Annotated in this window: 21 protein-coding genes; all 21 read left to right on the top strand. The window is 55.9% G+C overall.

Features of this window, described 5'->3' with window-relative positions; genetic code table 11:
- The first annotated feature begins 285 nt into the window (after positions 1–285).
- The 21 genes from ACQ5BJ_RS08040 (at position 286) to ACQ5BJ_RS08140 (ending at position 20025) form a co-directional block, all read left to right on the top strand.
- Positions 286–1287 carry an ABC transporter substrate-binding protein gene (locus ACQ5BJ_RS08040; protein ID WP_430110221.1) on the top strand — a complete coding sequence of 334 codons (1002 nt, stop codon included), beginning with the start codon at positions 286–288 and terminating at the stop codon, positions 1285–1287.
- A 27-nt stretch (positions 1288–1314) separates the two neighbouring features.
- Positions 1315–2265: an ABC transporter permease gene (locus ACQ5BJ_RS08045; protein WP_430110218.1), complete on the top strand. Its 951-nt coding sequence runs from the start codon at positions 1315–1317 to the stop codon at positions 2263–2265.
- Positions 2252–3040: an ABC transporter ATP-binding protein gene (locus ACQ5BJ_RS08050; RefSeq protein ID WP_005547619.1), complete on the top strand. Its 789-nt coding sequence runs from the start codon at positions 2252–2254 to the stop codon at positions 3038–3040. Before ACQ5BJ_RS08045 ends, ACQ5BJ_RS08050 begins: the two co-directional genes overlap by 14 nt.
- 101 nt (positions 3041–3141) lie before the next feature.
- Positions 3142–4233: a pyruvate dehydrogenase (acetyl-transferring) E1 component subunit alpha gene (gene pdhA / locus ACQ5BJ_RS08055; protein WP_430110368.1), complete on the top strand. Its 1092-nt coding sequence runs from the start codon at positions 3142–3144 to the stop codon at positions 4231–4233.
- Positions 4230–5213 (top strand): alpha-ketoacid dehydrogenase subunit beta, encoded by a 984-nt coding sequence (locus tag ACQ5BJ_RS08060; RefSeq protein ID WP_005547621.1) that lies wholly within the window; start codon positions 4230–4232, stop codon positions 5211–5213. Before pdhA ends, ACQ5BJ_RS08060 begins: the two co-directional genes overlap by 4 nt.
- A 22-nt stretch (positions 5214–5235) precedes the next feature.
- On the top strand, positions 5236–6564 hold the full coding sequence (locus ACQ5BJ_RS08065) for a dihydrolipoamide acetyltransferase family protein (protein ID WP_430110214.1): 1329 nt from the start codon (positions 5236–5238) through the stop codon (positions 6562–6564).
- On the top strand, positions 6565–8007 hold the full coding sequence (gene lpdA / locus ACQ5BJ_RS08070; protein ID WP_430110211.1) for a dihydrolipoyl dehydrogenase: 1443 nt from the start codon (positions 6565–6567) through the stop codon (positions 8005–8007).
- The gene (gene paaA / locus ACQ5BJ_RS08075; protein ID WP_005547627.1) at positions 8000–8983 is read left to right on the top strand and encodes a 1,2-phenylacetyl-CoA epoxidase subunit PaaA; all 984 of its coding nucleotides are present in this window, start codon (positions 8000–8002) and stop codon (positions 8981–8983) included. Before lpdA ends, paaA begins: the two co-directional genes overlap by 8 nt.
- Positions 8980–9321, top strand: coding sequence for a 1,2-phenylacetyl-CoA epoxidase subunit PaaB (gene paaB, locus ACQ5BJ_RS08080; RefSeq protein ID WP_005547629.1), 342 nt, complete (start codon positions 8980–8982; stop codon positions 9319–9321). Before paaA ends, paaB begins: the two co-directional genes overlap by 4 nt.
- Before the next feature lies 1 nt (position 9322).
- Complete coding sequence (paaC, locus tag ACQ5BJ_RS08085; RefSeq protein ID WP_430110364.1) at positions 9323–10156, top strand: 1,2-phenylacetyl-CoA epoxidase subunit PaaC; 834 nt, start codon at positions 9323–9325, stop codon at positions 10154–10156.
- A 27-nt stretch (positions 10157–10183) separates the two neighbouring features.
- A complete protein-coding gene (gene paaD / locus ACQ5BJ_RS08090) occupies positions 10184–10672 on the top strand; it encodes a 1,2-phenylacetyl-CoA epoxidase subunit PaaD (protein WP_430110361.1) in 489 nt (162 codons plus the stop codon).
- A gap of 306 nt (positions 10673–10978) precedes the next feature.
- Positions 10979–12439 (top strand): NAD-dependent succinate-semialdehyde dehydrogenase, encoded by a 1461-nt coding sequence (locus tag ACQ5BJ_RS08095; protein ID WP_430110207.1) that lies wholly within the window; start codon positions 10979–10981, stop codon positions 12437–12439.
- 66 nt (positions 12440–12505) lie between these two features.
- Entirely contained in the window at positions 12506–12808 is a 303-nt protein-coding gene (locus ACQ5BJ_RS08100; protein ID WP_430110205.1) for an EthD family reductase, read from the top strand.
- Complete coding sequence (locus tag ACQ5BJ_RS08105) at positions 12805–13236, top strand: PaaI family thioesterase (protein ID WP_005547636.1); 432 nt, start codon at positions 12805–12807, stop codon at positions 13234–13236. The genes ACQ5BJ_RS08100 and ACQ5BJ_RS08105 overlap by 4 nt, the downstream gene beginning before the upstream one ends.
- A 190-nt stretch (positions 13237–13426) precedes the next feature.
- Entirely contained in the window at positions 13427–14239 is an 813-nt protein-coding gene (locus tag ACQ5BJ_RS08110; protein WP_430110359.1) for an enoyl-CoA hydratase-related protein, read from the top strand.
- 11 nt (positions 14240–14250) lie between these two features.
- Positions 14251–15606 (top strand): phenylacetate--CoA ligase family protein, encoded by a 1356-nt coding sequence (locus ACQ5BJ_RS08115; RefSeq protein ID WP_268620168.1) that lies wholly within the window; start codon positions 14251–14253, stop codon positions 15604–15606.
- The gene (locus tag ACQ5BJ_RS08120; protein WP_005547642.1) at positions 15603–16385 is read left to right on the top strand and encodes an enoyl-CoA hydratase-related protein; all 783 of its coding nucleotides are present in this window, start codon (positions 15603–15605) and stop codon (positions 16383–16385) included. The genes ACQ5BJ_RS08115 and ACQ5BJ_RS08120 overlap by 4 nt, the downstream gene beginning before the upstream one ends.
- A 14-nt stretch (positions 16386–16399) precedes the next feature.
- Positions 16400–17206 carry an enoyl-CoA hydratase-related protein gene (locus tag ACQ5BJ_RS08125; protein WP_040736060.1) on the top strand — a complete coding sequence of 269 codons (807 nt, stop codon included), beginning with the start codon at positions 16400–16402 and terminating at the stop codon, positions 17204–17206.
- Between the two features lie 3 nt (positions 17207–17209).
- Positions 17210–18088, top strand: coding sequence for a 3-hydroxyacyl-CoA dehydrogenase family protein (locus tag ACQ5BJ_RS08130; protein WP_430110202.1), 879 nt, complete (start codon positions 17210–17212; stop codon positions 18086–18088).
- A complete protein-coding gene (locus ACQ5BJ_RS08135) occupies positions 18078–18848 on the top strand; it encodes a 3-hydroxyacyl-CoA dehydrogenase family protein (RefSeq protein WP_268620167.1) in 771 nt (256 codons plus the stop codon). Before ACQ5BJ_RS08130 ends, ACQ5BJ_RS08135 begins: the two co-directional genes overlap by 11 nt.
- The gene (locus ACQ5BJ_RS08140; RefSeq protein ID WP_367667576.1) at positions 18826–20025 is read left to right on the top strand and encodes an acetyl-CoA C-acyltransferase; all 1200 of its coding nucleotides are present in this window, start codon (positions 18826–18828) and stop codon (positions 20023–20025) included. The genes ACQ5BJ_RS08135 and ACQ5BJ_RS08140 overlap by 23 nt, the downstream gene beginning before the upstream one ends.
- Positions 20026–20038 lie beyond the last annotated feature (13 nt).

The following is a 20038-nucleotide window of genomic DNA, read 5'->3' on the forward strand; positions in this document are numbered from 1 at the left end:
CACGATCTTTGCAACGCATACGCAACAATCTCCACATCTAAGCCAACAGGCAGCAGCGCTAAACCGCGAGGACGAGCGCATTCACATTATCCTTCCAGATGAACACATCACACAGTCTAGGAACGAATTTTCTATGAAGCAGCAGAGTGAGTACATAACATGTCTCGATATCGCAAGAAAACCTTGAAAACCTTATGCCAAACAACTCGCCAATACGCTTTTTATCTAATCACTATAATGAAAGCGCAATCAATACCAATTATTGTTGCAAAGGAGCGAGGTTGGATGAAACTGTTTTTCCCGATTTTTATGGTTTGCTCACTGTTGCTGGCGGCATGTGGGAACTCGGGCGAGCCGATGGACATGGGCAAGGATGGCGACGGCAATAAGATGGTTAAAATCGGCATTGCGCAGTACGCGAATCATCCTTCGCTGGATGGGGCGCGAGAAGGCTTTTTGCAGGCACTGAAGGACGCTGGGTACAAGGAAAACATCAATTTGCAAGTTGATTTCCACAATGCGCAGGGGGATATGAACAACAATCTTACGATCGCTCAAAAGCTGGTAGGCGATAAAAATGACCTCATTCTGGCAATCGCCACACCGACCGCGCAGGCGGTTGTGAAGGCGACGAAAGACATTCCCGTACTGTTCACGGCTGTGACGGATCCGGTTGCATCGAAGCTGGTCGGCAGTCTTGAAAAGCCTGGAGGCAATGTGACGGGCACGCGCGACACGAATCCTGACTCGATTAAGAAGACAATGGAGACGATTAAGAAGTTTTTCCCTGAGGCCCGCAAGGTAGGCGTTATCTACAATTCTGGGGAACAGAACTCTGTTGTCAACATTGCCAACGTGAAGCAGGTGCTGAAAGAAGGCGGATTGGAGACGGTTGAATCCACCGTTACGAACAGTTCGGAGGTGAAGCAGGCCGCTGATTCGCTGGTAGGCCGCGCGGATATCATCTATCTCCCATCTGATAATACAGTCATTTCAGCATTGAGCTCGGTCGTATCTGTAGCCAATAACAAGGACATTCCGCTTTTCTGCGAGAGCAGTGAATCAGTTGGAGAAGGCGCGTTCGCATCGATCGGATTCAAGTATTACGATCTGGGATATGCGACAGGCGAGATGGCTGTAAAGGTGCTGAAGGGTACATCTCCAGCAGACATCCCCGTTGAGGTCTCCAAGAAGCTGGATCTGATGATCAACTCGAAAGCGGCAGAGGCGCAAGGAATCAAATTGACCGAAGAGATGACACAAGGCGCAATCCTGATAGAGAAATAAGTCGTTCCAAATTAGGAGGATGCTATCGTGCTATATGCGCTGACAGGTTCTTTGGAAGCAGGGGTCATTTACGCGTTGATGGCTCTGGGCGTTTATGTAACGTTTCGGATTCTCGACTTTCCCGATTTGACCGTCGATGGCAGCTTTGCCACCGGCGGAGCCGTGGCGGCGGTCATGATTACGGCCGGCTATTCCCCGCTGCTCGCTACATTGGGCGCGCTGCTGGCAGGATGCGTGGCGGGTACCGTAACTGGACTGCTCCATACGAAAGGGAAAATTAATACGCTGCTGTCCGGTATTATTTCGATGATTGCATTATATTCGATCAATTTGCGGATTATGGGCACGGCGAATACGTCGCTGCTGGGGGAAAGCACTCTATTTACGCAGATCAACTCCTTCTTGTCCAGTCTGCAGCCGCTAGCGATTTTGGCGGCCTTTGGACTATTCGTTCTGCTCATCAAATGGGCCATTGACAGGTTTTTGGATACAGAGATTGGCTTGGCGATTCGCGCAACCGGCGACAATGCGAAAATGATCCGCAGCCTTTCCGCGAATACCGACAATATGAAAATTGTCGGGCTGAGCCTGTCAAATGGATTGGTAGCGCTATCCGGCGCGCTTATCGCCCAATATCAGGAATTTGCGGATGTCTCGATGGGAATCGGCATTATTATCATCGGCTTGGCCTCCGTCATTATGGGGGAAGCTGTGTTCGGCCATGCCTCCATTCGACGAGCGACCTTAGCCGTAATCGGAGGAGCTATTGTCTATCGCCTCATTATTATGCTGGCACTCCGCATCGGGTTGAATCCGAATGACCTGAAGCTGCTAACCGCTGTCATTGTGGTCGCCGCCCTCGTCATGACGCGGATTGTAGCAACGTGGAAAGAAAGGCGGATGAAGTCCTTGCAAGAGGATGTTCCACACCTGTCCATCGACCACGGAGCAAGGGGGGGAAGCCATGCTGAAACTTGAGGGGATTCGAAAAGTGTTCAACCGCAGGACAGCGAGTGAGAAAATTGCACTGCAAAATCTAAATTTGACGCTTCGCGAGGGTGATTTCGTAACGATTATCGGCTCCAATGGGGCGGGCAAGTCCACGTTGATGAATATGATCTCGGGAGGGATGACCCCAGATAGCGGCACCATTGAAATCGACGGCGAGAACGTGACCAGCCTCTCTGAATTCGAGCGCTCGCGCAAGATTGGACGCGTGTTCCAAGACCCGATGGCTGGCACGGCGCCGACGATGACGATTGAGGAGAATCTTGCGGTCGCTTTCTCGCGCGACAAAAGACGCACCCTGCACCGGGGTGTGAACAAGAAGCGGAAGGATCTGTTCCGTGAGAGTCTGGCCTCGCTGCATCTAGGCCTCGAGAATCGGCTGTCAGCTAAGGCCGGACTGCTGTCAGGCGGAGAACGGCAGGCGCTTAGCCTGCTGATGGCGACCTTCACGCAGCCGAAGGTGCTGCTGCTGGATGAACATACGGCCGCGCTTGACCCGGCGCGGGCTCAGTTGATTACAGCGCTGACGAAGGAAGTCGTCGAGCGTTCCAATTTCACGACACTGATGGTAACGCACAATATGCAGCAAGCCATCGAGCTCGGCAACCGTCTGATTATGATGGACGCAGGCCAGATTATTTTGGATGTGCCGGAAGAGGAAAAGAAGCATTTGACGATTGAGGTATTGTTGAAAAAATTCGCCCAGTTGAAGGGAGTCGCGGATGACCGCTTGCTGTTGGGATAGCTAAAAAAGGAAAGGGAGCGGTAATGATGATTCAAAGTCAGGGGCATCCGTCTGCCTCGCCAGTTAAAGAGAGGGCAGGAAAGAAAACGCAGTATGAAGATATGCGCGGGCTGCTAGAGCCGTATCAAGTGCTTGAGCCCTATCAGGTGCTGGCGCCGGACGGAGAGCTTCGCCACCCTACAGAGGGAGCCATTGACGAGGATCTGGCAATAAAAATGTACGAGAGCATGATGCTGGCAAGAATGTTCGATCGGAAGGCTGTCAACCTGCAACGGCAGGGCCGAATGGGTACGTACGCCCCTTATGAGGGCCAGGAAGCCTCCCAGGTTGGGAGCGCACTGGCGCTGTCCCCCAATGATTGGCTGTTTCCCAGCTATCGCGATCATGCTGCTGCGATTACGCATGGGCAGGCGCTCAGCAGGGTGCTGCTTTATTGGATGGGCCATATGGAAGGATCGATCAGTCCGGAAGGCCGCCATATTATGCCGCCGTGCGTGCCGATAGCCACGCATTTGACGCATGCCGTAGGCACATCGTGGGCCGCTAAGCTGAAGGGTGAGAAGCAGGCGAGCATTGTGTACTTCGGCGAAGGAGCAACCTCGGAAGGCGACTTCCATGAGGCTTTGAATTTTGCAGGGGTATATCAGACGTCTACTGTATTCTTCTGCCAGAATAACGGGTACGCGATCAGCGTGCCGTTCCATGCGCAGTCTGCTTCTCGGACGATCGCCCAGCGTGCGGCGGCTTATGATATGCCAGGAGTCAGGGTGGACGGCAACGATGTGTTCGCCGTTTGGCTGACTGTGCGTGAAGCGATTGAACGCGGCTTGAACGGCGGCGGACCGACGCTGATTGAGGCAGTCACGTTCCGTTATGGGCCGCATACGACCAGTGACGATCCGCGCAAATATCGGGATCAGGCCCGGCTCTCTGCCGAATGGAGGGAGCAGCGCGATCCGATAGAGCGTTTGAAGCGGTATCTTGTAAATAGGGGAATTTGGGGCCAGGAGTTTGAGGAATGTCTGATGGAGCGGATCAGCGGCCTTATCGAGGCCGCGGTTGCAGAGGCGGAGAGCTATCCGAATTCCCGGCCTGAAGATATGTTCATGCACGTTAGCGCTGATATGCCGTGGCCCGTGGCTGAGCAGCGGGAACAGTGCGGCCTGTATGTGGAAAGGCAGGGTGAAGCATGAGTCGGAACCTAACGATCTTGCAAGCGATTAACGAAGCGCTCGATCAGAAGCTGGCCGACGATCAGCGCGTCATGCTGACAGGAGAAGACATTGGCGTCAACGGTGGCGTATTCCGGGCAACGGAAGGGCTGTTCGAAAAGTACGGCAAGGAGCGGGTTGTGGATACGCCGCTGGCTGAAGCCGGCATTATTGGCTCGGCAATCGGTCTGGCGCTGAATGGTTTCATTCCGGTCGTTGAAATTCAGTTTTTGGCCTTCATTTATCCAGGCTTCGAGCAGATCGTCACACATGCAGCCCGCATGCGGTATCGGACGCGGGGACAGTACAATGTTCCGCTTGTTATCCGCGCGCCATATGGCGCGGGAATTAGAGGGCCGGAGCTTCATTCAGAGAGTGTGGAAGCATTCTTCGTTCATACGCCTGGGCTTAAGGTGGTCGTACCGAGCAATCCTTACGATGCCAAGGGTCTGCTTGTTAGCGCCATCGAGGATCCCGATCCGGTCGTATTTTTGGAACCGGCCCGGATTTACCGTGCTTTCAAGGCAGAAGTGCCGGAGGAGATGTATCGCATTCCGCTAGGCAAAGCGAACATCGTCCGGGAAGGAACAGATGTTACGCTGATTTCATGGGGGGCCATGATGCGGGTGGCGCTTGAAGCGGCGCGGCAGTTGGAGCAGGAGAAAGGCTGGTCCTGTGAAGTCATTGATCTCCGCTCGCTGTATCCGCTTGATCGGGATGCCATTGCCGCATCCGTGAAGAAAACGGGCCGCGCGCTAATTGTTCATGAGGCGCAGAAGACGGCCGGCGTCGGCGCAGAAATTGTCTCGTTGATTAATGACGAAGCGCTGATGTATTTGCGGGCTCCGATTCAGCGGATTACCGGTTTTGATGTTCCAGTTCCGCAATTCTCGCTCGAGGATGTCTATGTTCCGACGGTCGGGCGGGTAAGAGAAGGAATCGCTGCAGCGATACAGTTCTGACCGTTCAGAAGGAGGAACGCGAATGATAGAGTTCAAGCTTCCCGACGTAGGAGAAGGCATCCACGAAGGGGAGATCGGAAAATGGCTCATTAAGGAAGGGGAATGGGTGGCCTGCGATCAGCCGATCGTCGAGGTGCAGACGGACAAAGTGAACGCCGAGCTGACCGCTCCGACGGCCGGCGTAGTGCGCAAGCTGATGTTCGCCGAGGGTGCCGGAGTTCGAGTAGGCGAGGTATTGTTCATTCTCGAAGCGGAGGGGCGCATTCCAGCGATGGAAGCGGGCAAGGCGGAACAGGCGGCTTCAGTGGCAGCGGTTGTCAATGCTCCTTCGCCATCGCCTGCAGCGGCCTTGCCATTGTCTGTTGCGGCATCGCCGCCGGCGTCTGTTGGATTACCTGCGGGAAGAGTGCGCGCAGCCCCCTATGTTCGCCAGCTTGCGCGGCAGCTGAATGTCGACATCGAGCAGGTGAATGGAAGTGGAGCCGCCGGGCGCATAACCGAAGAGGACGTGCGGCGCTATGCTTCGGCGGACACGACTAAGGAAGCGGAAGGGGCTGACCTGCCGCGCATAAATACGGCGGCTCCGCCTGCGAGGGAGAAAAGCGAGGGTGTTGTCAGGCCGCGGGGAGCCGCACCGGCTTCTGATTGCATAGAGGAACGGCTTCCACTGCGCGGCATTCGCTTGAAGATCGCCGAGAGACTTGTTAAGGCAGTGACCACCATCCCGCATGTCACGCAGGTGGATGAACTGGAAGCCGATGCCCTGCAGGCCTTGCGTGAGCGGCTTCGGCCGCTGGCGGCCGAACGGCAGGTGAAGCTGACATACTTGCCGTTTTTCATAAAGGCAATTGTCATCGCGCTTAAGGAATTCCCATTCTTCAACGCTTCGCTTGACGACGAGACGAAAGAAATTGTATTGAAGCGTTATTATCACATCGGGATTGCGACCGACACACCGGACGGTCTTATCGTTCCAGTTATCCGGGATGCCGACCGGAAGACAGTTTTTGAGCTGGCAGAAGAAATTGGGCAGCTGTCGGAACGGGCGCGAGAAGGAAAACTGAAGCTTAAGGAAATTACCGGTGGTACCTTCACGATCAGCAACGTCGGCCCGATTGGCAGCCTGCTCGCAACGCCGATCATTAACCATCCGGAGGCGGCCATCCTGGCGCTGCACAAAATGGAGCCGCGCATGGTCGTCCGCAATGGGGAAGGTGTTATCCGCCTCATGATGAATATGGCGCTTTCCTTTGACCATCGGCTTATCGATGGGGCGGAGGCGATTCGATTCACGAATCGGATCAAGCGGCTGCTAGAGCAGCCTGACTTATTATGGGCGGAGATGGTATAGATGGTCGTCGGTGAAATTGCAGTAGAAACGGATGTTGTTGTCATTGGCGGCGGGCCCGGCGGCTATACGTCGGCGATCCGACTGGGTCAGTTGGGCAAATCGGTCGTATTGGTGGAAAAAGAGGAGCTCGGAGGAGTTTGTCTTCATTCGGGCTGCATTCCGTCCAAAGCGCTGATTCATGCGGCCGGATTGTATGACGAAGCCAGATCGGCCTCCAAGCTGGGACTGCGGATGGAGCCTGGGGCTCTTTCCTTCGAAATGTCCGCATGGCAGCTGTGGAAGTCCGGCATTGTCGGCAGGCTGGGAAGCGGAGTGGCGCAGCTCTGCGCCGCCAACGGGGTTACGGTCGTGAAGGGGAGCGCAGTCTTCCTGTCCGACGACCGCGTCGGGGTAGAGACGGAATCCGGCTTCGAGACCTACAAGTTCAAGCAGGCGATTATCGCGACCGGATCGCGACCACATCTCCCGGCATTTGCAGCGGCAGGTGGTTCTCGCATCCTTACTTCTACGGAAGCGCTAGAATCGGACAGTATGACGGAGCGCCTAGCAATTATCGGGAGCGGCTATATCGGCATCGAATTAGGCATGGCATTCGCCAAGCTTGGATGTTGCGTTACGCTTATTGAGCGCGAGGAACGGATTCTCCCGCTTGTGGAAGGCAGCCTCGCTGCGGAAGTAAAGCGGCGTGCCGGCAAGCTGGGGATGGTCATCAAGACGGGCACGGAAGTGCGCGCGGTTATGGAGAATGACAATTATGTTGAGCTTCGACTCGAATCGAAACAGAAAGGGGAGGAAAGCGTCCTCTGCGACAAGGTGCTTGTGACGGTCGGACGCATGCCGAACACGGCAGGACTCGGACTCAGTCAGGCGGGGATACGAATGGATGAGCGCGGCTATGTTCCAGTTGATGCGGAATGCCGAACCAATGTGCGCCACATTTTTGCCATTGGTGATATTACGCCAGGGCCTGCTCTCGCTCATCGCGCTGCGAAGCAGGGAACGGTCGCCGCGGAGGTGATCGGCGGACTGCCGAGCGCTTTCGACTCGCCTTATGTGCCGTACGTTATTTTTTCTGACCCGCAAATTGCCGGAGTGGGACTGACGCGGGCGGAAGCTGAGCGTCAGGGCATGAAGGTGAAGACGGGCCGCTTCCCTTTCCGTGCCAACGGATACGCACTGGCGGCCGGGAAGACAGACGGTTTTGCGGAAGTGGTCGTCGAGGAGGATTCCGGCTTGTTACTGGGCATGCATGCAGTGGGGGCGGATGCCGGCAGCTTGATTGGCCAGGGCGTCCTCGCCCTCGAAATGGCGGCGAGAGCGGAGGATTTGGCCATGATGGTACATCCGCACCCGACGCTTAGTGAAGGCTGGCTGGAAGCAGCCGCCGCCGCTTTGGGGCATGCCATACACATTGTGAATGAGAGGAGGATGGAAGATGAGTAATCGGAAGGATCTGGATGGATCGCTGGACAGCGAGCGTTTGGCGCATTTTCTGCACCGAATTGACCGGGGAGACAAGATTGAAGCGGACGATTGGATGCCAGACGATTACCGCAACCAGTTAATTAAGCTGATATCGATGCACGGCGTTAGTGAAATAATGGGGGCGCTGCCGGAGAAGGAATGGGTTCCGAAGGCGCCGACGCTGCGGCGCAAACTAGCGATTATGGCGAAGGTGCAGGATGAGATGGGACATGGACAGTTGCTGCTGCGGGTCGCGGAGGACTTAATGGCGCCGCTCGGCCAGACTCGCGAGGATCTGCTGCGCAATCTGTTCTCGGGGAAGCTGAAATTCCACAACGTGTTCCATATGGAGGCCCCCACATGGGCCGATGCTGGCGTCATTGCCTGGCTCGTCGACGGCGCCGCGATCATTACCCAGTCCATGTCGCTTGAGACATCCTACGCGCCCTATGCCCGCGCGCTCCAGCGCATATGCGCAGAAGAGAAATTCCATGCTCAGCATGGCGAGAGCATCGTACTGGAGCTGGCCGAAGGAACGTCGGCGCAGCGCCGGATGCTGCAGGAGGCCGTAAACCGCTGGTGGCCTTCCTTGCTGATGTTCTTTGGTCCGCCAGAAGGCGGAACTGTATCCAGCAACCAGCAAATGAACATGCGGTACAAGATTCGCACACAGACGAACGAGGAGCTGCGGCAGGTCTTTTTCCATAAATACGTGAACCGGATCTATCATCTGGGTTTGACGCTTCCGGACGATACGATTCGTTTCGACGAGGCGGAGGGCGTCTGGCATTACCAGCAGCCCGATTGGGATCTCTTTGTACAAATTGTGCGCGGAAACGGACCTTGCTCGGCCCAGCGGCTGCGGCTGCGGAAAACATCCTACGAAGAAGCGAAATGGGTGCGGGAAGCGATGCTGGCGCCCTGCGCATCCTATGCGGCGGGAGGGGCCATATGAGCAGCGAGTCGAAAGAGAAATTTGCTATCTATGAGGTGTTCAGCCAGAAAAGCCCGTCTGCTGGCTTTATGCACCAGTTCAGCTTGCTGGCGCCTAATCCGGAAGCTGCGCTCCTGATGGCGCGGGAGAACTTCATGCGCCGCGAGCCCTGTATCAATATCTGGGTTGTGAACCGTGACGATATTCACGGACTGACGCCGGAGGAACGGGCGAGTCTCGAACGGCTGGACAACAAAAGCTACCGCGAAACAAAGGGATATGGCGACATTCAATCGAGGTGGCGGCGCCACAAGGAAGCGTACGAGGGCAAGGCGGATACCACACGGAAGGAGGGGTGAAATGTCGGAGCATATCGAAGTAGCGGCTGCGGAAGAGGCGAAGCGCCGCCCCGATTATACCCGGGCGCTGCAGGAGCTTTTGCTGCAGATGGCAGACGATGACTATATTTTGGCATACCGGGGATCGGAATGGCTTGGGCTGGCCCCTCACATCGAAGAAGATGTCGCTTTCTCCTCGATGGCGCAGGACATGATGGGGCATGCGGCGATGCTGTACGGGATGCTGGAGGAGCTAGGAGCCGGCAAGGCGGATGACCTGGCGCATTTGCGCAGCCCAGAGGCGTTCCGCAATGCCATTCTGCTCGAGCGACCGAACGGACCAGGCGAATATGCGGATGAGCCGCATTATGACTGGGCCTTCGCGATTGCCCGCTGCTGCCTGTACGGCCTATTCAAGGAAGTCCGGCTGGAAGCGTTGACCCGTTCTTCGTATGTGCCGCTGACGCAGGAGGCCAGCAAAATGCTGCGCGAGCATCAGTACCATATCCGGTATTGGCGCTCCTGGTTCACGCGGCTGGCAGGCGGCACGAACGAAGCTCGTTCCCGATTGAATGCGGCCGTAGCCCAGGCGTGGAACGATGTCGGCAGCCTGTTCCCGCTAGGCAGCGAGGAGGAAGCGATTGTCCGCTTCGGTCTGAGCATAGGCAGCGATGAATTGGCACGGCGCTGGAAGATGTCGGCGCAGAGCTTGTTCGAAGCGAGCGGGCTCGCATGGCCGGGAGATTGGATAAGTCCTATCGGGTCTGGACGAGACGGGCAGCATACCGACGATCTGGCGCAGGTCGTCGCCATCTTGTCGGAGGTGTATCGGATTGACCCGGCGGCGGGCTGGTGAAGGAGGCGGTTCATCGTGACACAGATTATGCGGCAGATGCCAAGGGGGCTTGAGGAACGAATTTGGGCACTGCTGCAGGAAGTCAAGGATCCGGAAATCCCCGTTATCAGCATGATTGAGATGGGGATGATTCACAGGGTGGTTGTAAGCGAGAGTGTAGTTGAGGTGGAGGTACTGCCGACCTTCATTGGCTGTCCTGCTCTGGAATTGATGAAGAGCAAAATTCAGGAGGAGCTACTCTCCATCGAGAAAGTGCGCGAGGTGATCGTCCGCTTCCTGCGGGAGCCAGCCTGGACCTCGGATCGGATTAGCGACAAAGGCCGAGAGAAGCTGCGTTCGTTTGGCATCGTTGCGCCGCCGCGCGGTTGTACGACGGGCGAGGAGTGGAAGGTGCGGTGTCCCTACTGCGATTCTCCGTACACTCGCATGGACAATATGTTCGGTCCGGCGGCTTGCCGCAGCATTTTATATTGCAGGCACTGTAAAAATCCGTTTGAAGCCTTGAAAGTGTTGTGAGGCTAGGATTGTATGGTTCGTAATGCTTTAATGCTCTAGTTCCTAGTACTTAATACTTAATACTTAATGCTTAAGCTCTATCTAAGGCTCTAAGGTTAATACCTGTAGTCATTGCAAGACTGTGATGTTGTAAGACGTTTGGTTTGTTGCATTGCGTTTTTTGTATGGTGTTACAAGGTTCTGTAAGGGTTGATCAAGCCATTTTGCAAGCAGCGACAAGGAAGGCAAGAAAAACTATTATGCACATTTGTGCGGCCTTTGGGGGCGGAGTAAGCTGCAGAGGCCAAGGGAGGGTATCCGATTACGATGGAAAAAAGCATGCAGACTGTTGAATTGAAGTCGATGTTCATCAACGGAGAATGGACGCAAGCACAAGGCGGCGGTATGCTCCGCGTCGTTAATCCGGCAACTGGAGAAGAGGTAGGGACGGTAAGCTATGGTGATCATTTGGACGCAAGAGCGGCCGTCGATGCGGCCCACCAGGCATTCCCAGGCTGGTCTCGCTTGACTGCCCGTGAGCGCTCAAAATATTTGTACCAATTATATGAATTGGTGCGCAGCCATCGTGATGAACTGGCGGGTATCATCTCGGCCGAAATGGGCAAACCGCTGCGGGAGGCAAAAGGCGAGGTACTGGGAGCGGCCGACAACTTCATGTGGTATGCGGAGGAAGCGAAGCGGGTGTATGGCGAGACGGTTCCATCCTCCGTGCCGAACAAGCGGATTATGGTCAGTCGCCACCCGGTCGGCGTCGTCGGAGCGATCACGCCATGGAACTTCCCGGTAAATATGGTCGCGCGGAAGATTGCGCCCGCGCTCGCCGCAGGTTGCACTGTCGTTTTGAAGCCAGCCGAGAGCACGCCACTAAGCGCAATTAAGTTATTCGAGCTGATTGCAAAAGCCGGGTTCCCAGCCGGTGTCGTGAATCTGGTCATCGGCCAGCCGGAGACGGTGGGCCAGGAATTGCTCGACAATCCAAAAGTTCGCAAAATTGCCTTCACCGGCTCAACGCGTGTCGGCAAGCTGTTAATGGAAGGGGCAGCCAAGCACGTTAAACGGGTCAGCCTAGAATTAGGCGGCCATGCGCCGTTTATTGTGTTCGAGGATGCGGATTTGGACGCGGCGGTTGCGGGGCTGTTCGAGAGCAAGTTCCGCAATTCGGGGCAAATGTGCATCTGCACGAACCGCCTGTACGTCCACGAGTCTGTGGCGGAGGAATTCAGCGCCAAGCTGATCGAACGGTTGAGCAAGGCGAAGGTAGGTGATGGCCGCAGCAAAGAGACGGAAATTGGCCCGCTCGTCAATCAACGGGCGCTTGATAAAGTGCTGCGCCATATTCAGGATGCACAAGAAAAAGGCGGGGAAGTTGTATTCGGTGGCAAGCGTTTGACAGAGGGGGAATACGGCAAAGGCTTCTATTGCGAGCCGACCGTGATTACGGGCGTGACTAAGGAGATGGAGATTGCAGGCGAAGAAACATTCGGCCCAGTTGTGCCAATGATGACCTTCACGGATGAATCTGACGTAATCCAAATGGCGAACGACACATCATATGGCTTGGCTGCCTATGCCTATACGCGCGACAGCAGTCGCTGTTTCCGTCTGGCAGAGGCGCTGGAATACGGCATCGTAGGTATTAACGACGGCGCGCCGACACAGACTCAGGCGCCATTCGGCGGCTGGAAGGAAAGCGGACTTGGCTTGGAGGGCGGACGTTACGGAATGGATGCATTTTTGGAAACGAAATTTGTCTCGTTCGGGGTGTAATGGGATGTAATCATTGTTTGATAGATTTTAAGAATGAATATTGAGAGATAAGGGAGGATTTTTTACATGGTCAAATTAATAGCGATCTACCGCAAGCCGGAAGATGTCGAGGCGTTCAACGAGCATTATTTCAATATCCATTCTCCATTGGCGGCGAAAATGCCTGGACTCGTGAAGATGGAGGTAGGAACGATCTATGGAACGCCAATGGGCGAGAGCGATCTGCACCTGATTTGCGAGATGTATTTTGAATCGAAGGAGGCCTTGAAGGCAGCCATGTCATCCGCTGAGGGCAAGGCGTCAGGTAAGGATTTGATGGGATTTGCCGGCAAATTGGTAACCATGCATATGGCGGAGGTTCATGAGTGAGCAAGCCGACGCATCGCAACCGGTTTAATGATTTGCTTGGAATCGAGGTCGTTCGGCTGGACGAAGATGGCTGCGTTATGCAATTGCATACCCACCCCAATCTTCATAACAGTATCGAAGGCTTCGTGCATGGCGGCGTGACGAACACGTTGGCTGACGCCGCCATGGGTCATGCGGCTGCACCCCCGATTGACGGGGTGCAGCAGTGTGTAACCGTAGAGAGCAAGATCAATTATTTGTCTCCAGCCATCGGCGAACTTCTCGTTGCGGAGTCCCGGGTGCTGAAGCGCGGGCGCAATTTAATTGTGACGGATGCGCGCATTACCTGCGATGGGAAGCTTGTTGCCGTCGCATTGGGGACATACGCGCGCGTCAGTCCGGAACGAAGGGGACTAGGTAAGGAATTGCCGTCCACGAATCAGGAGTAAGGTCAATGGAGTAAATGCAGTGGAGGATGTCGAGCCGTTGAATCAGCAGAAAAGAGGGGGGCTGAACGAATCGATGGAGAGGCAGGAACAGAGGGAGACGCCGGTGCAGGCTCAGGCACCGAAACAGTATCAGGCACCGAAACAGTATCAGGCACCGGAACAGGATCAGGAACAAGGCCTGAATCTGAATATGGGGCAGGAACCGTTCCAGAAGCATGATTCGGGACAGTCAGTGAAGCTGGATCGTCACGGTAATGTTGCCGTCATTACGTTGAATCGGCCTGCCGACTTAAATGCCCTTAATTATGAATCGCTGGTGCGCTTGGGAGAAATCGTCGCGGAGATCAGGGAAGATCGTTATCAGATTCGAGCTGTCATCGTAACGGGCGCGGGCCGCTCCTTCAGCGCAGGGGCCGATCTAAAGGAACGGCGCACGCTGAATGAGCAGCAGGTGAGACGCAACGTGCGTGCGATCCGAGATGTGTTCACCGCCGTGGAGGAGCTTCCGCAGCCGACGATAGCAGCGGTGAACGGATTTGCGTTTGGCGGCGGTTTCGAATTAATGCTGGCTTGCGATTTGCGCTTGGCTGTTCGGGATGCTCGTATGGGACTTACCGAGGTGAGTCTGGGCATCATTCCCGGTGCGGGTGGAACGCAGCGGCTGCCGCGGCTTATCGGATCAGCGCGGGCGAAGGAGCTCATCCTGACTGCGCGGAAAATTAAGGCCCAAGATGCGCTGCAATACGGATTGCTGAACGGAATAGCCGATGACGCAGACCAACTTCGCATCATGACGTTTGACTTGGCGAATGAAATTGCTGCTAATGCGCCGCTCGCGGTTTATCAGGCCAAATATGCCATAAACCGGGGCAGCCATGTTGATTTGTACTCCGGACTGGCGGTTGAGGCACAAGCCTATGAGATGATTATCCCAACGAAGGATCGGGTAGAGGCATTGGCAGCCTTTGCAGACAAACGAAAGCCTGTCTTCCGCGGGGAGTAGGAGGGTAGCGCGTGATATTTAATGTCGAGATGGAAACGATGCCGCACGAACGGATGCGAGCGCTCCAGTTGGAGAGACTCCGCCACGCCATCAAGCGGGCATATGACCGAGTGCCTTTTCATCGTTCTGCGTTAGATCGGGCGGGTCTGGCTCCGGAGGACATTCGCAGTTTGGAGGATATCCGCCGCCTGCCGTTTATGAAGAAATCCGATCTGCGTGATTATTACCCCTTCGGATTGTTCGCGACCGAGATGAGCGAAGTTGTACGTATCCACGGCTCATCCGGCACGAGAGGCAAACCGATCGTTGTAGGCTATACGAAGCGGGATGTTGAAGCATGGGCAGAGATTGTAGCACGCGCCATTTGCTGCGCGGGCGGTCAGCCCGGGGATATTTTCCATAATGCGTATGGATATGGCTTGTTTACAGGCGGGTTGGGCCTTCATTATGGCATCGAGCGTTTGGGCGCAGTGGCTGTGCCTGTATCAGGAGGGAATACCCCGCGCCAAATTACACTTATTCAGGATTTCAAGCCGCGCGGTTTGTCAGGTACGCCGTCCTATATTTTGAATCTGGTGGAGGAAATGCGCAAGCAGGGCATCGATACGCGGGCAACGAGCATGGAGTATGGCATTTTCGGCGCAGAGCCTTGGTCGGAGGAAATGCGCCGCCATTTGGAGGATGCTCTTGGCATTAAGGCGATTGATATTTATGGCTTGAGTGAGGTGCTTGGGCCAGGTATCGCCATCGAATGCCAAGAAGCGCAGGATGGTCTGCACATTGCCGAGGATCATTTCCTGGCGGAGGTGGTCGATCGCGAGACGGGTGAACCGCTGCCGTATGGGCAGGAAGGCGAGCTGGTTTTTACATCACTGACCAAGGAAGCGTTCCCGGTCATCCGATACCGGACGGGCGATATTGCGTCGCTTCACCCCGGTACCTGCAAATGCGGCCGCACGACGATGCGGATGTCCCGAATTAAAGGAAGAGTAGATGACATGCTGATTATACGCGGTGTCAACGTCTACCCGACCGAGCTGGAGGCCGTGCTGTTTAATTTCTCCCAGCTTGCGCCCCATTATCAAGTCGTCATTGAGCGGGACAATGCACTTGACCGCTTCGAGATTCATTGCGAGATTACACCGGAATTCTGGAGTCAGGTAGACAGTGTTCAGGAAAGCCACGAGGTGGCCGAACTGGTTAAGGAGATCGGCAAAGCGATTAAATGCTCGCTCGGCGTCTCGGTTTTGCTGCATGTGAATGAGCCGGGTTCGATTGCGCGCAGCGAGGGCAAAGCAGTACGCATTGTCGATAACCGCAAGCGAGCGGCAGCCGTTCAAGCAAGTGAAGGAGTGGAGGCGGGATGACGAAGATTGGCAGTCGTTATGTGGCCGTGTCGGTGGACGGCGCGGTAGGTGTGCTTACCCTGAATCGGCCTGACGTGTTGAATGCCTTGAATCGCGAGCTGATGCAGGAGCTTGTGGCCGAACTCGAACGGATGGATCGGGACGATGCTGTGAAGGTGCTTGTTATTACAGGGAATGATAAGGCCTTCGCCGCAGGAGCGGATATTAGGGAAATGGCGGATGAATCCGCTGTATCGCTGCTGTTGAAGCGGCAGTTCGATGTCTGGGATCGTATCGGCGGCATCGCTAAACCGATCATCGCTGCTGTGAGCGGATATGTGCTCGGTGGAGGCTGTGAGCTGATGATGAACTGTGATCTTGTTGTTGCTTCGGATACGGCACGTTTCGGGCAGCCGGAAATTCGCATTGGCGTTATGCCGGGCGCAGGAGGAACGCAGCGGTTGACCAGGGCGGTGGGGCAGCGCAAGGCGATGGAACTGCTGCTGACCGGGGATGCGATGCCCGCGGAAGAGGCTCTCCGCTGCGGTCTAATTAACAAGGTAGCTCCAGTTGAGCTCTATTTGGAGGAAGCACTGAAGCTTGCGCGGCGTATTGCCAACCAGCCGCCACTGGCTGTTGCCCTTATTAAGCAGGCCGTTCGCAAAGCGCAGGATCTCTCGTTGGCCGAAGGACTCGATTTTGAGCGGCAATACTTCCATCTGCTGTTCGCGAGCGAGGATCAGAAGGAAGGCATGCTTGCTTTTCAAGAAAAGCGAAGTCCCCAATTCAAGGGCAGATAGGAGGAACCATGGCTGTGTACGAAACGATTCTATACGAAGTATCAGCAGGCGTAGCCCGGATCACAATGAATCGGCCGGATAAGTACAACGCCTTCACCGGGAAGATGATCGCCGAGATGATCGATGCATTCCGCCAAGCAGGCAAAGATGCTGCGGCGCGCTGCATCGTCCTGACCGGAGCGGGCAAAGCATTCAACGCAGGGCAGGATCTGGGCGATGTGGCGGGAGCTGGCGGGCAGGATGTAGCTGGGCAGACCGGAGCCGCAAATCATGGCGACATGCTGCGTTCGCGCTACAATCCGCTCATTATGCAAATCCGCAACACGGAGCTGCCGGTTATCGCAGCCGTGAATGGCGTAGCGGCAGGAGCAGGAATGAGCCTCGCCCTCGCTTGCGATCTGCGTGTGATGTCCGAGCGGGCGTATTTTGTCAGCGCATTCATCAATATTGGGCTTGTTCCCGACTCTGGGGGCTGCTACTTCCTGCCGCGCCTTGTCGGCTTGGCCAAGGCGATGGAAATTGCCACGATTCGGGATCGCGTTACGGCGAAAGAGGCGCATCGGATAGGCTTGGTCAATCGCGTATGCTCCGCCGAACGGCTGGATGAGGAAGCAGCTGAGCTTGCAGCCAAGCTGGCTCAGCTTCCGACGCGAGCGATATGGCTGATGAAGCAGACAATGAACCGGGGACTGGAAAAGGGGCTGGCGGAGACGCTGGAGCAGGAGGCATATGCCCAGGAGATCGCCGGACGCACGGAGGATCACCGGGAAGGCATGCAGGCTTTTCTGGATAAGCGGCTGCCCACGTTCAAGGGGGTATAGCCGATGGAAGACTATATTTCCGAAGGAAGCCTCGGAACGGTCGGTATTATCGGTGCCGGCACGATGGGAGCGGGGATCGCGCTTGTATGCGCCCGGCGGGGCCGCCGTGTTCGATTGCAGGATATTAAGCCAGAGGTGCTGGATGCTGCGCAAGCCTATATAGGTTCGGTTCTTTCGAAGGACGTTGCGAAGGGGAAAATCTCGGTGGAGGAACAGCGGTCGACACATGAGCTTATTGAGCTGGTGCAGGACATGGCAGCAGTAAGCTCGTGCTCGATCGTCATCGAGGCGATCCCCGAAAAGCTGGAGTTGAAGCGTTCTGTGTTCGTTCGCTTAACAGAGCTTTGTGGGAGTGATGCGCTGCTGTTGAGTAATACGTCTTCCCTTTCCATTACGGAGCTTGCAGCGGGCTTGCCTCATCCGGAGCGCATCATAGGCTTTCATTTTTTCAACCCTGCGCCGGTTATGCCGCTCGTGGAAGTCATTCGCGGCCACAAGTCGGCAGACGCCTGCGTAGCTGCTGCTCGCAGGTTTGCGGAGGAGCTGGGCAAGGTGCCTGTGCTGGCGGAGGACTCGCCTGGCTTTATCGTCAACCGCGTCGCCCGACCTTACTATAATGAAGCGCTGCGCATCATAAGCGACCGGGTAGCTAAACCGGAGCAAATTGATCGCATTATGAACCAGGCTGGCGGTTTCAAAATGGGGCCGTTCGAGCTGCAGGATATGATTGGTCTCGACGTGAATCTGGCGACAACGGAATCGGTCTATACCCGGTTCAATCATGAGAGCCGCTTCAAGCCGAGCCGGATACAGCAGCGCATGGTGCAGGCAGGAAGCTTGGGCAGGAAGACAGGAGAGGGGTTTTATTCATATGACCAATAACGCAATCCTATTGGTTGGGAACAGCCCGCTGCGCGAAGGTCTTCATGTGCTGCTGGAACGCAGCGGATTTGAGATCATTTCCTTGGAAGAGGCGGAGGAATGCGGTGCGGCCCTCTCAGTTCGGTACGGTGTGGAAGTAACCAATGATGATGTGGTTGAAAAGCAGGCGAACATCGTAAAAATGGATCGGCTGTTGCCGCCAGAAACACCAATCGCGGCTACCTCGCTAGCTCTATCAGCCACCGAGATCGCATCATGGGCTTCTCAGCCGAAGCGAATATGCGGCTTTGGTACACTCGCACCCTTGGAAGAACGCGAGTTGATTGAAGTGGCTCCTGCCTTGCAGACATCAAAGGAAACCCTTCAAAGCATGGAGGAACTGTTCCGCTCTTTAAGTAAGCAGGTAGAAATCGTGCAGGATGAAGCTGGTCTCGTCTTCCCGCGCATTCTCGCCTTAATCGTAAATGAAGCCGCCTTCGCTCTAATGGAAGGGACGGCTTCCGCTGTGGATATCGATACGGCTATGAAGCTGGGAACTAGTTATCCGTACGGCCCACTCGAATGGGCAGACAGAATCGGGCTGGATGATGTGCTGGCGGTACTGAGCGGGCTCCACCGAGATCTGGGTGAAGAGCGGTATCGCCCGGCTCCGCTGCTGCGCAAGCTCGTGCTGGCAGGCCGGTTAGGCTTCCGCAGCGGCCAAGGCTTCTATTCCTATGATATTGGGGGGAAACAAGATGGCAACACCCGTAATCATTGATGCAGTACGGACGCCGATCGGACGCTACGGCGGAGCGCTCAAGGATGTGCGCGCCGATGATCTGGGCGCGATCGTTATTCGCAGCCTGCTGGAGCGGAATCCGGTCGCCCCGGAGCGGGTGGACGGCGTCATCTTCGGCTGTGCGAATCAGGCGGGGGAGGATTGCCGCAATGTGGCGCGCATGTCGCTGCTGCTGGCGGGAATGCCGGTCGAGGTGCCGGGAGTGACGGTAAATCGTCTGTGCGGATCCGGCATGGAAGCCGTTCAGCAATGCGCCTATGCAATTATGGCAGGGGCAGGGCAAGTGTATATTGCCGGCGGGACGGAAAGCATGACGCGTGCCCCTTTTGTGATGATGAAGCCGGAGGCTGCTTTTCAGCGCGGGCACCAGCAGATCTATGATACGACTTTGGGCTGGAGGATGACTAATGACAAGCTGGCTGCCCTATATCCGCCAATCAGTCTAGGAGAGACGGCAGAGAACGTGGCGGAGCAATACGGTGTCAGCCGGGAAGAGCAGGATGAGTTTGCGTTCACCAGCCAACGGAGATATGCTGAGGCTCAGGCTGCCGGGAAGTTTGACGCAGAGCTTGTTCCGGTGGAGGTGACTGGGCGCAAGGGCCAGATCACGAAGATCGAGCAGGATGAACATCCTCGTCCTGAGACGACCCTGGCTCAACTGCAGAAGCTCAAGCCGGCTTTCAAGCAAGGGGGAACCGTGACGGCTGGGAACTCATCGGGTCTTAACGACGGAGCAGCGGCGCTGCTCATAATGGAACAGGAGGCCGCTCATTCGCTCGGTCTTCGGCCACGCGCCCGCGTGGTTGCTGCTGCATCTGCTGGCGTTGATCCGTCCGTAATGGGAATCGGCCCCGTGCCGGCCGCGCGCAAGGCGCTCCAGCAAGCTGGGTTAAGTATCGGGGACATCGATCTGGTCGAGCTGAATGAAGCATTTGCCGCTCAGGCGATAGCTAGCATGCGAGAGTTGAACATCGACCCGAAACGAGTGAACGTGAACGGTGGGGCAATCGCGATCGGTCATCCGCTCGGGTGCAGCGGGGCTCGCATATTAACAACACTACTCAATGAGATGGAGCGCCGGGAGGTGCGATACGGATTGGCCGCGATGTGTATTGGCGTGGGTCAAGGTATCGCCACTGTAATTGAGCGAATATGATCAGGCGCTATCT

This window comes from Paenibacillus sp. B1-35, assembly GCF_050474385.1.
Taxonomy (GTDB): Bacteria; Bacillota; Bacilli; order Paenibacillales; family Paenibacillaceae; genus Paenibacillus_B; species Paenibacillus_B alvei.

What these genes read in the sequence shown, in the direction of transcription:
- ACQ5BJ_RS08040 (WP_430110221.1), top strand. Translation starts at nt 286, where the DNA reads ATGAAACTGTTTTTCCCGATTTTTATGGTTTGCTCACTGTTGCTGGCG.
- ACQ5BJ_RS08050 (WP_005547619.1), top strand. Translation starts at nt 2,252, where the DNA reads ATGCTGAAACTTGAGGGGATTCGAAAAGTGTTCAACCGCAGGACAGCG.
- pdhA (WP_430110368.1), top strand. Translation starts at nt 3,142, where the DNA reads ATGCGCGGGCTGCTAGAGCCGTATCAAGTGCTTGAGCCCTATCAGGTG.
- ACQ5BJ_RS08060 (WP_005547621.1), top strand. Translation starts at nt 4,230, where the DNA reads ATGAGTCGGAACCTAACGATCTTGCAAGCGATTAACGAAGCGCTCGAT.
- ACQ5BJ_RS08065 (WP_430110214.1), top strand. Translation starts at nt 5,236, where the DNA reads ATGATAGAGTTCAAGCTTCCCGACGTAGGAGAAGGCATCCACGAAGGG.
- lpdA (WP_430110211.1), top strand. Translation starts at nt 6,565, where the DNA reads ATGGTCGTCGGTGAAATTGCAGTAGAAACGGATGTTGTTGTCATTGGC.
- paaA (WP_005547627.1), top strand. Translation starts at nt 8,000, where the DNA reads ATGAGTAATCGGAAGGATCTGGATGGATCGCTGGACAGCGAGCGTTTG.
- paaB (WP_005547629.1), top strand. Translation starts at nt 8,980, where the DNA reads ATGAGCAGCGAGTCGAAAGAGAAATTTGCTATCTATGAGGTGTTCAGC.
- paaC (WP_430110364.1), top strand. Translation starts at nt 9,323, where the DNA reads ATGTCGGAGCATATCGAAGTAGCGGCTGCGGAAGAGGCGAAGCGCCGC.
- paaD (WP_430110361.1), top strand. Translation starts at nt 10,184, where the DNA reads ATGCGGCAGATGCCAAGGGGGCTTGAGGAACGAATTTGGGCACTGCTG.
- ACQ5BJ_RS08095 (WP_430110207.1), top strand. Translation starts at nt 10,979, where the DNA reads ATGGAAAAAAGCATGCAGACTGTTGAATTGAAGTCGATGTTCATCAAC.
- ACQ5BJ_RS08100 (WP_430110205.1), top strand. Translation starts at nt 12,506, where the DNA reads ATGGTCAAATTAATAGCGATCTACCGCAAGCCGGAAGATGTCGAGGCG.
- ACQ5BJ_RS08110 (WP_430110359.1), top strand. Translation starts at nt 13,427, where the DNA reads ATGGGGCAGGAACCGTTCCAGAAGCATGATTCGGGACAGTCAGTGAAG.
- ACQ5BJ_RS08120 (WP_005547642.1), top strand. Translation starts at nt 15,603, where the DNA reads ATGACGAAGATTGGCAGTCGTTATGTGGCCGTGTCGGTGGACGGCGCG.
- ACQ5BJ_RS08130 (WP_430110202.1), top strand. Translation starts at nt 17,210, where the DNA reads ATGGAAGACTATATTTCCGAAGGAAGCCTCGGAACGGTCGGTATTATC.
- ACQ5BJ_RS08135 (WP_268620167.1), top strand. Translation starts at nt 18,078, where the DNA reads ATGACCAATAACGCAATCCTATTGGTTGGGAACAGCCCGCTGCGCGAA.
- ACQ5BJ_RS08140 (WP_367667576.1), top strand. Translation starts at nt 18,826, where the DNA reads ATGGCAACACCCGTAATCATTGATGCAGTACGGACGCCGATCGGACGC.